We start from the raw sequence: 12,388 nt of genomic DNA on the forward strand, positions 1-12,388 counted from the left end.
CATGCCCGCCACGCGGTCGGCGGTCGCCGATGAGCCGCGAGAACTTGGCCCTCAGTCGCAGAGCCTCCGCGGGGCATTGCTCACCCGGTTGCAGATCACTGTCCTCGGGATCACCAAAGCTCTGTTTATCGTCAGGCAGACGACTATGATCGCGGCATGTCGCCCTACGACCCGTCGGCCTTTCCGCCCTTCGCCGTCACCGTCGACCTGGTCGTGCTCACCGTGCGGCGCCACGCGCTCTGCGCGCTGGTCGTACGACGGGGTGAGCAGCCGTTCCAGGGGCGCTGGGCGCTGCCCGGCGGCTTCGTCCGCGGGGACGAGGACCTGGCGGCAGCCGCGGCCAGGGAGCTCGCCGAGGAGACCGGGCTGTGCGCGCACGACCCGGCGCTTCCCGGCGTGGGCAACGGGGCGCACCTGGAACAGCTCGCCACCTACGGTGATCCCCAGCGGGATCCCCGCATGCGGGTCGTCAGCGTGGCGCACCTGGTGCTGGCTCCGGACCTTCCGGCGCCCCGGGCCGGCGGCGACGCCAACAGCGCCCGCTGGGCTCCCGTCGACGAACTCCTGGAGATTTCCGACCAGGCGTCCGCCGGGCTCGCCTTCGACCACGCCCGGATCCTCGCCGACGGCGTGGAACGGGCTCGCTCGAAGATCGAGTACTCCTCCCTGGCCACCGCGTTCTGCCCGCCCGAGTTCACCGTCGGCGAGCTGCGCCGGGTGTACGAGGCCGTGTGGGGCGTGGCGCTCGACCCGCGGAACTTCCACCGCAAGGTCACCGGGACCCCCGGATTCCTCGTGCCGGCCGGGGGGACGACGACCCGTCAGGGGGGCAGGCCCGCCCAACTGTTCCGGGCCGGCGGAGCGACCCTGCTCAACCCGCCGATGCTGCGTCCGGAAGTCTGACCCTCCGGAGGCGATACCACCGCCGTCACCGCCGTCGGCGGCAACATCGGCACCAGGCCGGGCCGGTTACGTCGAAAATCGGACATATCGCGCTATCTTGCTTGCGGTACTCACCCTGCCGCAGAGCGGTCTCACCCCCCGCGAGAGAAGCGATGCTCCAGGCCATCGGAATCACCAGCGCACCCCGTCGAAATCTGCCGCCCCTCGTGGACGACCTCACGTTCGAGGCCCGCCCCGGGTGCGTGACCGCCCTGCTCGGCGAGCCGGGCTCGGGCAAGACCACCGCCCTGCGGCTCATGCTCGAACTCGAACCGGGCCGCGGCGTCACGTACTTCCGCGGCCGTCCGCTCCACCGGATCCCGCATCCCGGCCGTGAGGTCGGCGTGCTCCTCGGCGACGTTCCCGGACATCCGTCGCGGACCGTTCGCAACCAGCTGCGCATGTTGTGCGCCGCCGTCGGCGTGCCGGCCTCCCGGGCCGACACCCTGATGGAGGTCGTCGGCATCGGCGGCCTGCGCGACCAGCGGCTCGGCTCGCTCTCGCTCGGCATGGACCGCCGGGTCGGGCTGGCCGCGGCCCTGCTCGCCGATCCCTGCACCCTGCTCCTCGATGAGCCGGCCGCCGGTCTCTGCGCCCGGGAGCGCGGCTGGTTGCACGCTCTGCTGCGCGGTCACGCCTCCCTGGGCGGCGCGGTGCTGTTCACCACCGACGACGCGAAGGAAGCGGCCCGCAGCGCGGACCGGGTGGTCTCCATCGCGTCGGGCCGGCTCGTCGCCGACCAGGACGCCGCGGACTTCGCCCGCACCCGGTTGCGGCCCCGGGTCGCCGTGCGCACCCCGCACGCCGCCCGGCTGGCCGACGTACTGGGCCGCGAGGCCCGGGCGGCCCAGCGCCCGGTGGAGATCGTCGAAGAGAGCGGCATCCGTCTGTCGGTGTACGGCAGCAGCTGCGCCGAGGTCGGCGAGGCGGCGTTCCGGCACGGCGTCCTGGTCCACCAGCTCGCCGACGAGACCGGCGACGCCGGACCGCAGGTCCCGCCCGTCCCGCAGGCCCGCACCCGAGCGGGGGTCCCGGCGCGCGTGGACGTGGCCCGCGTCGAAGCCGGCGCCCAGGTCCTCGCCGGAGCCGGCGCGGACACCCACCCTCAGCCCATCCCCCCTCCCGACCCGCGCCCCGACCTCGGGGTCCATCCGCAGCCCGCGCCGGGTGCCGCCCTCCGCCCCGATCCGGGCGTCCACCCGCAATCGATGCCCGGCCCCGGCTCCGGCCCCCGACCTGCCCCCGCTGCCCAGGCCGGATTCGGTCCCGCGCCGGAAGCCGACGGACATGACGGACATGACAGGCCAGGGCGGAGCCGGCGGGCCCGGTCCGGGCGGCCAGCCTCGGCGGTGCGCCGGGTCGGCGGGCCGCTGCAACCGCTGCGTTACGAGCTGCGCCGCGTCTGCGGCACCGCGACCCCTCTCCTGACGGCCGCCCTGGTCGTGGTCGCCTCCGTCGTCACCGCCCTGGTGCTGGCGCGTGCGGGGCACACTCCGCAGAACCGGCTGCTGGCCGCCTGGCCCCGCCTGCTGCCGCTGCCGCCCGCCGCGCTCGGTGCGGGACTGCTCGGCGCCCTGGCCTTCGGCGAGGAGTACCGCTACCCCGCCCTCGCCGCCGGTCGCGGCACGGTGCCGCGGCGGATGGGGCTGCTCGCTGCCAAGCTCGGCGTCTGCGCCGCTCTCGCCCTGTTGCTCGGCGCCCTCGCCGTCACCGCCGATGTGGCGGCCCTCCGGCTCGTCTTCGGTGCCGGCCCGCTGCGCTTCCCGGCGGAGTGGGTTTCCCCGGCCGTGAGTTGGGCCGGGCTGCTCATCGGCTGCGCCTGGGCCGGGGTGCTCGCCTCCGGAGTCTTCCGCTCCGCGTCCGCCGGCCTGGCCGCCGTGCTCGCCGTGCCGGTGATGGTCGTACCGCTGGTGCGCAAGGCGCTGGACGGGCCGTCCGCGTACCCGGTGAGCGGGATCGCCTCCCGGCTGCGCGACCTGTCCTGGTCGCAGTGGCCACCGGAGGCGGACCGGCTCGTGCTGGGCGCCCTTCGGGTGATGGCCCAACCTGTCGGGACCGCACTGGTGTTGTCACTGATGGTCCTGTTGTGCGCCTATGGGTTCACAGGACTGCGCTCCCGTGTTCGTTGGTGATCGTTCCAGTGCCGGAGAAGGCGCCGGGATGACCGTAGAAGTCCACATCGCGTGAAATCAGGCGAAGCGGACCGCAACTCCCCGCAAAAGGCCCGGTTCTTTACGATAAGTCGTCAATTGCGTAGGTGGCACCGATCACCCTTTCGTGTGCTTTTCACCAAAGACCTCAAGGGTGATGGGAGCACGGCCGACAAAGGATTCGTGAGTACCCTTGCGCACACCATGATGACCGCCGCCCGCCATGCCGAGACCGGCCTCGCCGGCCCGGGCGAACTCGACCGCTACCCCTACGCGGAGGCCTCCTCCGTGCCCGACCGGGTCGGGCCGCCCCACTGGGACGGAGCCGACGTCGAGTTGAGCCGCGTCGGCCGCCGGGCGACCGGCAGCCGAGGCCGCGGACTGCACGGCCAACTCGTCCAGCAGCTCGGCCAGATGATCGTCTCCGGCGACCTCGGAGCGGACCGGCCGCTGGTCCCCGAGGAGATCGGCCAGCGCTTCGAGGTCTCCCGTACGGTCGTCCGCGAATCGCTGCGGGTCCTGGAGGCCAAGGGCCTCGTCAGCGCCCGCCCGAACGTCGGCACGCGGGTCCGCCCGGTCGCCGACTGGAACCTCCTCGACGCCGACATCATCGAATGGCGCGCCTTCGGCCCCCAGCGCGACGACCAGCGCCGCGAGCTCGGCGAGCTCCGCTGGACCATCGAACCGCTGGCCGCCCGCCTGGCCGCCGGCCACGGCCGCCCGGACATCCAGCAGCGCCTCACCGACATGGTCGAGATCATGGGCCACGCCCTCGGGCAGGGCGACGTGATCACCTTCGCGCGCGCCGACAACGAGTTCCACGCGCTCCTGATCCAGGTCGCCGGCAACCGCATGCTGGAGCACCTGTCGGGCATCGTCTCGGCCGCCCTCCAGGTGTCCGGCAGCCCCGTCACCGCCTGCGACCGCCCGAGCGAGGCCGGCGTCGCGCACCACGCGCGGATGGTCGAGGCCATCGCCGCCGGTGACGCCGTGGGAGCCGAGAACGCCATGCGCCAGCTGCTGACGGTGCATCCGGAGGTCGAGCGCGTGGTCCCCGCCCCGCGCGAGCACTGAGGCGCCGACGCGCAGGGGCGCGGGGGTGCACCATCTGTCGCCGGGCCCGTTTCGGGTCCGGCGACACCGGCGTGCGGGGCTGATCAACGCCCCCGAATGCCGGTGTACGACCGTATGAGCGGCATGGCGGTCCACCGGATGTGACTCTGGCCACCAAGATTGGGCGTAACGCTCCGCGACGTCACGCGATGACGTAAGAGGTGATGGCCGACGGAGGGAAGACAGCAGCCCTTGGGGGTGCTGTGCAGCTCCCCGGCCCCTGCCCGCGCCCCCGGCCCATCCCCAGTCGGTGGTCGTCGGCTCCGGTCCAGCACCAGGCCGGGGTCGGAAGCCGTTCCCATCGTTCCGAGAGGTTGTTCGTGTCGGCCAGCACATCCCGTACGCTCCCGCCGGAGATCGCCGATTCCGAGTCCGTGATGGCGCTCATCGAGCGGGGCAAGGCCGAGGGGCAGATCGCCGGCGATGACGTGCGTCGGGCCTTCGAGGCTGACCAGATTCCTGCGACCCAGTGGAAGAATGTTCTGCGCAGCCTCAACCAGATCCTCGAGGAAGAGGGTGTGACGCTGATGGTCAGTGCCGCGGAGTCGCCCAAGCGCACCACCACCCGCAAGAGCGTCGCGGCGAAGAGCCCCGTCAAGCGGACGGCGACCAAGACCGTCGCGGCGAACACGGCCGACGACGTCGAGGCAGCCGCGGAGCCCGGGACGACGGTCCCCGACGCCGACGGCGCCCTCGCGCAGGAGCCCGGAACCGAACCCGCCGTGAAGAAGGCGGCGGCGAAGAAGACGGCCGCCAAGAAGGCCGCCCCCGCGAAGAAGGCCGCCGTGAAGAAGGCGGCGGCGAAGAAGACCGCTGCCAAGAAGGACGCGGACGCGGGCGAAGAGGAGACCTCGGAGCAGGGTGCCGAGGCCGTGAAGGCCGAGGGCGACGAGGAGGAAGAGGGCGAGGAGAACAAGGGCTTCGTCATCTCCGACGACGAGGACGACGCCCCCGTCCAGCAGGTCGTCGTGGCCGGCGCCACCGCGGACCCGGTCAAGGACTACCTCAAGCAGATCGGCAAGGTCCCCCTCCTCAACGCAGAGCAGGAGGTCGAGCTCGCCAAGCGCATCGAGGCGGGCCTGTTCGCCGAGGACAAGCTGGCGAATTCCGACAAGCTGGCGCCCAAGCTCAAGCGCGAGCTGGAGATCATCGCCGAGGACGGCCGCCGCGCCAAGAACCACCTGCTGGAGGCCAACCTCCGCCTCGTGGTCTCCCTGGCCAAGCGCTACACCGGCCGCGGCATGCTCTTCCTGGACCTGATCCAGGAGGGCAACCTGGGCCTGATCCGCGCCGTCGAGAAGTTCGACTACACCAAGGGCTACAAGTTCTCCACGTACGCGACCTGGTGGATCCGGCAGGCGATCACCCGCGCCATGGCCGACCAGGCCCGCACCATCCGCATCCCGGTGCACATGGTCGAAGTGATCAACAAGCTGGCGCGCGTGCAGCGCCAGATGCTCCAGGACCTGGGCCGCGAGCCCACCCCGGAGGAGCTGGCCAAGGAACTCGACATGACCCCCGAGAAGGTCATCGAGGTCCAGAAGTACGGCCGCGAGCCGATCTCCCTGCACACCCCGCTCGGCGAGGACGGCGACAGCGAGTTCGGTGACCTCATCGAGGACTCCGAGGCGGTCGTCCCGGCCGACGCCGTGAGCTTCACGCTTCTGCAGGAGCAGCTGCACTCGGTGCTCGACACGCTGAGCGAGCGCGAGGCCGGTGTCGTCTCGATGCGCTTCGGCCTCACCGACGGCCAGCCCAAGACCCTCGACGAGATCGGCAAGGTCTACGGCGTCACGCGCGAGCGGATCCGTCAGATCGAGTCCAAGACGATGTCGAAGCTGCGCCACCCGTCCCGCTCCCAGGTACTGCGCGACTACCTGGACTGACCGGACGCGGGTCTGCCCGGTGGCCGTGCGCGGGTGCGCACGGCCACCGGGCATCCCACTCTGGGTGGAGTCATACACACTCAGAGTCAGGAGGCCTCATGCGTCGTTCCTTTGCCCGTGCCCTGGCGGGCGCGCTGACCCTGGTGGCGGGAGCGGCCGCGGCGCCGCTGGTCCAGGTGCCCCGGGCGGCCGCGGACAGCGTGGTGATCGGCGGGAAGCCGGTGAAGGCGGCCGACAGTCCCTGGGTCGTGGCCCTCGCCAGCCGTGACCGGTTCGGGGGTACCCGGGACGGGCAGTTCTGCGGGGGCGTCGTCGTCGCCCCGACCACCGTACTGACGGCGGCCCACTGCCTGGGCAGCCAGGTGCTGGGCGGTCCGGTCGCGTCCGTCGCCGATTTCAAGGTGATCACCGGGCGTACCGAGCTACGTGCGGCCGACGGCCGGGAGATCGCGGTGCGCGCGGCGCGCGTGAACCCCGCGTACGACCCGGCGAGCAACGCGGGAGACCTCGCCGTCCTCGAACTGGCCGAAGCCCTTCCGGCGCACTACGTGCTCCCCATGGCCGAGGCCGGGCATCCCGCCTACCGGGCGGGCACCGAAGCGGCCGTCTACGGCTGGGGCGACACGAGCGGATTCGGTGACTACGCGTACGGGCTGCGTGCGGCCTCTGTGACGGTCCTGTCGGACGAGGTCTGCGGCAAGGCGTACCCGGGGGACTCGGACGGGCAGTACCGGCCCGACTCCATGGTGTGCGCGGGAGAGCAGGAGGGCGGCAAGGACGCCTGCCAGGGGGACAGTGGCGGGCCGCTCGTGGCACGAGGGCGGCTCATCGGCGTGGTGTCGTGGGGGCGCGGCTGCGGGCGTGCCGACAGCCCGGGCGTCTACACGCGGATCGCCCCTTTGGCCGACTTCGTGAGCGGCCCGGAGGGGGCCGCGCGGCGGGGCGGGGCGTAAGGATGCCGGGGCGGCGGGCGGAGGCGCTCCAGGGGCCCGTACGGCCTTCTGGGCGGCACGGGTACGCCGCGCGGGGGCCGCGTCAGCCCCCGGTGCGGCCCTGTGGCGGTAGGGGGACTGCCGTCTCGGGGCAGAAGAGCCCTGCCGGCGGACCACCTCGAACGTTTCGGGCATGAGGACGGGCGGCGTCCCTGGGTCTCAGGGATGCCGCCCGTCGACCGGCCTGGCCGGTCCTGGCTCGTCGGATGCGAGGTATAGGCCTTGTGTCAGCGGTCCTCGGTGTCGGCAGCGTTAGCGGCCGGAGCGGACGTGAGCCGCTCGGTCTCATCCTGTATTTCCGCGGCGATCTTCTTGAGTTCCGGCTCGAACTTGCGCCCGTGGTGGGCGCAGAAGAGCAGTTCACCACCGCTCAGGAGGACGACGCGCAGATATGCCTGGGCGCCGCAACGGTCGCATCGGTCAGCGGCCGTCAGCGGGGTCGCGGGTGTCAGAACAGTAGTCACGTCGCCTCTTCTCTAGCTCGACGAGCTGTCGTACCAGGGTCAACATCCAACCAGGCCGAAAACGTTCCCGCTCGCGGCTTTTCCTCGAAACTTCCTTCCGAAGCTGGCCGGCTGTTGCCGGTTGGCGGCGAAGGAGCCGTATTGCGTTGCTTTACGGTTTCGCGTTGTCAGTCGTTCGCTTGTAGCAGTTCCCGTCCTCCCCGGCGTGACCGCCGGTTGTTCATGAGGACGTGCCCGAACCCTAAATGGTTCATGCGTGGAAGGGAACGTGATGTTTGCTTCACCCTCCCGGGGGATCGAACAAGAGTGCGGATCTGCACTAGGCTGAGGAACGCACGAGGGTGGCGTTGCATCGGCTCTACCAGGCCTCGGTACCCTCTGACCGGCAACCGAGCCACCCCTGCGCCCGACCGGGCCAGAAAAGAAATTCAGCGAGGAGCGAACTGCGTGACCGCCGACACGTCCGTGCCTTCCAGCGCGCTGCTGTCCGGAGCAGACCGGGACGCATCCAACTACACCGCGCGGCACCTGCTCGTCCTCGAAGGCCTCGAGGCCGTCCGCAAGCGCCCCGGAATGTATATCGGCTCCACCGACAGCCGAGGCCTGATGCACTGCCTCTGGGAGATCATCGACAATTCCGTCGACGAGGCCCTGGGCGGCTACTGCGACCACATCGAGGTGATCCTCCACGAGGACTCCTCGGTCGAGGTCCGCGACAACGGCCGCGGCATCCCCGTCGACGTCGAGCCCAAGACCGGCCTCTCCGGGGTCGAGGTCGTCATGACCAAGCTGCACGCCGGCGGCAAGTTCGGCGGTGGCTCGTACGCGGCCTCCGGTGGCCTGCACGGCGTCGGCGCCTCCGTGGTCAACGCCCTCTCGGCCCGCCTCGACGTCGAGGTCGACCGGAACAGCTCGACGCATGCCGTCAGCTTCCGCCGCGGTGTCCCCGGTGTCTTCACCGAACAGGGTGCCGACAGCCCCTTCGACCCCGCGGGCGGACTGCGCAAGATCAAGCGTGTCCCCAAGGGGCGCACCGGCACCCGGGTCCGCTACTGGGCCGACCGCCAGATCTTCCTCAAGGACGCCCGGCTCAATCTCGAGACGCTGTACCAGCGCGCCCGCCAGACGGCCTTCCTCGTCCCCGGTCTGACCCTCGTCGTCCGTGACGAGCGCGGCATCGACGGGGCGGGCAAGACCGAGGAGAGCTTCCGCTTCGACGGGGGCATCAGCGAGTTCTGCGAGTACCTCACCCAGGACAAGCCCGTCTGCGACGTGCTTCGCCTGACCGGCACGGGCATCTTCAAGGAGACCGTGCCGGTCCTCGACGACCGCGGCCACATGACGCCCACCGAGGTCACGCGCGAGCTCGGTGTGGACATCGCCCTGCGCTGGGGCACGGGGTACGAGACCAACGTCAAGTCCTTCGTGAACATCATCGCCACCCCCAAGGGCGGCACCCACGTCTCCGGCTTCGAGCGCTCGATCACCAAGACCGTGAACGAGGTGCTGCGCTCGGCGAAACTGCTGCGCGTCGCCGAGGACGACGTGGTCAAGGACGACGCGATGGAGGGCATGACGGCCGTCGTCACCGTCCGTCTCGCCGAGCCGCAGTTCGAGGGCCAGACCAAGGAGGTGCTCGGCACCTCGGCGGCCACCCGGATCGTCGCCGCCGTCGTCGCCAAGGAGCTCAAGGCCTTCCTGACCTCGACCAAGCGCGACGACAAGCAGCAGGCCCGCGCCGTGATGGAGAAGATCGTCGCGGCCGCCCGGACCAGGATCGCGGCCCGTCAGCACAAGGAGGCGCAGCGTCGCAAGACCGCGCTGGAGACCTCCTCGCTGCCGGCGAAGCTGGCCGACTGCCGCAGCGACGACGTGGAGCGCAGCGAGCTGTTCATCGTCGAGGGCGACTCGGCTCTCGGTACGGCCAAGCTCGCGCGGAATTCGGAATTCCAGGCGCTCCTGCCGATCCGCGGCAAGATCCTCAACGTCCAGAAGTCGTCGGTCTCGGACATGCTCAAGAACGCCGAGTGCGGGGCGATCATCCAGGTCATAGGAGCCGGATCGGGTCGTACCTTCGACCTCGACGCGGCCCGCTACGGGAAGATCGTCCTGCTCGTCGACGCCGATGTGGACGGCGCGCACATCCGCTGCCTGCTGCTGACGCTCTTCCAGCGGTACATGCGGCCGATGGTCGCGGCGGGCCGCGTCTTCGCCGCCGTGCCGCCGCTGCACCGGATCGAGCTCGTCCAGCCGAAGAAGGGCCAGGACAAGTACGTCTACACGTATTCGGACAACGAGCTGCGCCAGACCCTGCTGGAGTACCAGCGCAAGAACATCCGGTACAAGGACGCCATCCAGCGCTACAAGGGCCTCGGCGAGATGGATGCCGACCAGCTCGCGGAGACCACGATGGACCCGCGCTTCCGCACCCTGCGGCGGATCAACATCGGCGACCTGGACTCGGCAGAGCAGGTCTTCGACCTGCTCATGGGCAATGAGGTGGCCCCGCGCAAGGAGTTCATCACCAGCTCCGCCGCGACCTTGGACCGCTCGCGCATCGACGCCTGATCCGGGCGCCGGCTCCGGCGGACACCCCGGCGCCCGCCCGGCCGGTGCCCGAGGCACCGGCCGGGCGGCGGCACACCGTGGCTCTTCGCTCCATCACCTGAAGGAGTGAAGAGCGCCGGGACACCAGTCCGGAAACCGTCCATTCCGCACATCCTTGTGGGCACGCGGCCATTGCGGCAGCGGACAAGGAGAGTTCGGTGGACAAGCACGATGGTCGCGATGCCGGAACGATCCGGCTGGACGACCCCTGGTACGACGCCCTGGCCGTGGGCTGGGGCGAGGGCGAGGAGACGCTCCCGCCCCTTCAGGGCCCGGTGGCCCGGCCCGCGTCCGGCGCGTCCGACATCTACCTGGAAGTGCAGCGCAGCGCCGCCTTCCAGGAAGTCCGCAGCCGCTACCGAAGGTTCGTCGTCCCCGCGACCGCCGGTTTCCTCCTCTGGTACGTCGCCTACGTGATCGCGGCCACCGTGGTGCCCGGGCTGATGGCCCGGCCGGTGGCGGGCGCGGTCAACGTGGCGATGCTGGCGGGGCTCGGCCAGTTCCTCAGCACCTTCCTGCTGACCTGGGCGTACGCCCGGCACGCACGGCTGCGCCGCGACCGGGCCGCGCTGGACCTGCGCTGGACCGTCTTCGAGCAGGAGCGCGACCAGGAGCGGATCCGGACCCGAGGGGCGGACCGGTGACCACCGAGCACCAGACCCTCGCGCTGCTCCTGTTCAGCGTCTTCATCGCGGTCACCCTGGGCATCACCACCTGGGTCAGCCGCAACCGGCACGGCTCGGCGGAGGAGTTCTACGCCGGTGGGCGCTTGTTCTCCCCCATGGAGAACGGTTTCGCCATCGCCGGCGACTACATGTCCGCCGCCTCCTTCCTGGGCATCTCCGGGCTGATCGCCCTCTTCGGCTACGACGGCATGCTCTACTCGGTCGGCTTCCTCGTCGCCTGGCTGCTGGTGCTGTTCCTGGTCGCCGAACTGGTGCGCAACTGCGGCCGCTTCACCCTCGCCGACGTGGTCGCCGCCCGGATGAGCGAGCGGCCGGTGCGGATCGCGGCCGGCACCTCCTCGGTCGTCGTCTCGGTGCTGTACCTCGTCGCGCAGATGGTCGGGGCGGGCAGCCTGGTGGGTCTGCTGCTCGGCGACTCCGGTCCCGGCGCCCGGACCCTGGCCGTGGTCGGGGTCGGTGCGCTGATGGTGGTCTACGTGTCCTTCGGCGGGATGCGGGCCACCACCTGGATCCAGATCGTGAAGGCCGTGCTGCTGATGGGCGGGGCGATCACCCTGACCGTGCTCGTACTGACACGCTTCCACGGGAACGTCGAGCAACTCCTCGCGAGCGCCGCCGAGCGCAGCGGGCACGGCGACCGGTTCCTGGGCCCCGGCCTCAAGTACGGCGGTGACTGGACGTCCCGCTTCGACTTCATGAGTCTGGGCCTCGCGCTGGTCTTGGGCACGGCGGGGCTGCCGCACATCCTGTCGCGCTTCTACACCGTGCCGACGGCACGGGCCGCCCGCCGGTCGGTGGTGTGGGCGATCGCACTGATCGGCGCCTTCTACCTGATGACCATCGTGCTCGGCTTCGGGGCGGCCGCACTGGTGGGTCCGGACGAGGTGCGGGCCTCCAACGCCTCCGGGAACACGGCCGTTCCGCTACTGGCGGCCTTCCTCGGCGGAGGGGCCGGGTCGACCGGGGGCGCCGTCCTCTTCGCCTTCGTCGCCGCCATCGCCTTCGCGACCATCCTCGCGGTGGTCGCCGGGATCACCCTGGCCTCGTCGGCCTCCGTCGCACACGATCTCTACGCCTCTCTCAAGCGGCGGCGTGCCAGGCAGCGCAGCGAGGTGGCCGTGGCCAGGGTCGCGGCCGTCGGGATCGGCGCGGTGGCGATCGCGCTCGGGCTGCTCGCACAGAATCTGAACGTGGCCTTCCTGGTGGGGCTGGCCTTCGCGGTGGCGGCCTCGGCGAACCTGCCGGTGCTGCTGTACTCGCTGTTCTGGCGCGGCTTCACCACGCGCGGGGCCGTCTGGTCCGTGTACGGGGGGCTGGTCCCGGCGGTGCTGCTGGTCGTCCTGTCACCCGTGGTCTCCGGAAGCCCGGAAGCGCTCTTCCCCGGCGTCGACTTCCAGTACTTCCCACTCCAGAACCCGGGCATCGTCTCGATTCCGCTCGGCTTCCTGGCGGGCTGGCTCGGCACGGCCACCTCCGGTGAGGAGCCGGACGAGCGCAGGCACGCGGAGACGGAGGTCCGCTCCCTGACAGGGGCCGGGGCGGTGTGAG

At 71.0% G+C, this 12,388-nt stretch carries 8 protein-coding genes and 2 pseudogenes; 9 read left to right on the top strand and 1 reads right to left on the bottom strand.

Annotated elements, in window-relative coordinates; translation table 11 throughout:
* Window positions 1-156: 156 nt before the first annotated feature.
* From ACWDYJ_RS02635 to ACWDYJ_RS02660, 6 genes and pseudogenes are all read left to right on the top strand, one after another.
* Window positions 157-903, top strand: coding sequence for an NUDIX hydrolase (locus tag ACWDYJ_RS02635; RefSeq protein WP_451563622.1), 747 nt, complete (start codon window positions 157-159; stop codon window positions 901-903).
* Between the two features lie 152 nt (window positions 904-1,055).
* On the top strand, window positions 1,056-3,074 hold the full coding sequence (locus tag ACWDYJ_RS02640; protein WP_451563623.1) for an ATP-binding cassette domain-containing protein: 2,019 nt from the start codon (window positions 1,056-1,058) through the stop codon (window positions 3,072-3,074).
* 147 nt (window positions 3,075-3,221) lie between these two features.
* Window positions 3,222-4,166 carry a FadR/GntR family transcriptional regulator gene (locus ACWDYJ_RS02645; protein ID WP_451563624.1) on the top strand — a complete coding sequence of 315 codons (945 nt, stop codon included), beginning with the start codon at window positions 3,222-3,224 and terminating at the stop codon, window positions 4,164-4,166.
* 359 nt (window positions 4,167-4,525) lie between these two features.
* Window positions 4,526-4,838: pseudogene (locus tag ACWDYJ_RS02650) on the top strand (RNA polymerase sigma factor); the annotation flags it as partial.
* An 89-nt stretch (window positions 4,839-4,927) separates the two neighbouring features.
* A pseudogene (locus ACWDYJ_RS02655) lies at window positions 4,928-6,091 on the top strand (RNA polymerase sigma factor); the annotation flags it as partial.
* A gap of 98 nt (window positions 6,092-6,189) precedes the next feature.
* Window positions 6,190-7,044: a S1 family peptidase gene (locus ACWDYJ_RS02660; protein ID WP_451563625.1), complete on the top strand. Its 855-nt coding sequence runs from the start codon at window positions 6,190-6,192 to the stop codon at window positions 7,042-7,044.
* A gap of 266 nt (window positions 7,045-7,310) precedes the next feature.
* Here the strand turns inward: ACWDYJ_RS02660 and ACWDYJ_RS02665 are convergent, their stop codons facing one another.
* A complete protein-coding gene (locus ACWDYJ_RS02665) occupies window positions 7,311-7,547 on the bottom strand; it encodes a DUF7455 domain-containing protein (RefSeq protein ID WP_030239625.1) in 237 nt (78 codons plus the stop codon).
* A gap of 447 nt (window positions 7,548-7,994) precedes the next feature.
* Here ACWDYJ_RS02665 and ACWDYJ_RS02670 point away from each other — a divergent pair, with 447 nt between their 5' ends.
* The 3 genes from ACWDYJ_RS02670 to ACWDYJ_RS02680 all read left to right on the top strand — a co-directional run bounded on the left by ACWDYJ_RS02670 (window position 7,995) and on the right by ACWDYJ_RS02680 (window position 12,387).
* Window positions 7,995-10,115 carry a DNA gyrase/topoisomerase IV subunit B gene (locus ACWDYJ_RS02670; RefSeq protein ID WP_451563626.1) on the top strand — a complete coding sequence of 707 codons (2,121 nt, stop codon included), beginning with the start codon at window positions 7,995-7,997 and terminating at the stop codon, window positions 10,113-10,115.
* Between the two features lie 197 nt (window positions 10,116-10,312).
* Entirely contained in the window at window positions 10,313-10,798 is a 486-nt protein-coding gene (locus ACWDYJ_RS02675; protein WP_451563627.1) for a DUF485 domain-containing protein, read from the top strand.
* Window positions 10,795-12,387 (top strand): solute symporter family protein, encoded by a 1,593-nt coding sequence (locus ACWDYJ_RS02680; protein WP_451563628.1) that lies wholly within the window; start codon window positions 10,795-10,797, stop codon window positions 12,385-12,387. Before ACWDYJ_RS02675 ends, ACWDYJ_RS02680 begins: the two co-directional genes overlap by 4 nt.
* Window position 12,388 lies beyond the last annotated feature (1 nt).

The sequence above is a fragment of the Streptomyces sp. NPDC003042 genome, from assembly GCF_053591315.1.

Bases quoted from the DNA above. Each gene is read 5' to 3' on its own strand.
- ACWDYJ_RS02635 (WP_451563622.1), top strand. From the start codon at position 157: ATGTCGCCCTACGACCCGTCGGCCTTTCCGCCCTTCGCCGTCACCGTC.
- ACWDYJ_RS02640 (WP_451563623.1), top strand. From the start codon at position 1,056: ATGCTCCAGGCCATCGGAATCACCAGCGCACCCCGTCGAAATCTGCCG.
- ACWDYJ_RS02660 (WP_451563625.1), top strand. From the start codon at position 6,190: ATGCGTCGTTCCTTTGCCCGTGCCCTGGCGGGCGCGCTGACCCTGGTG.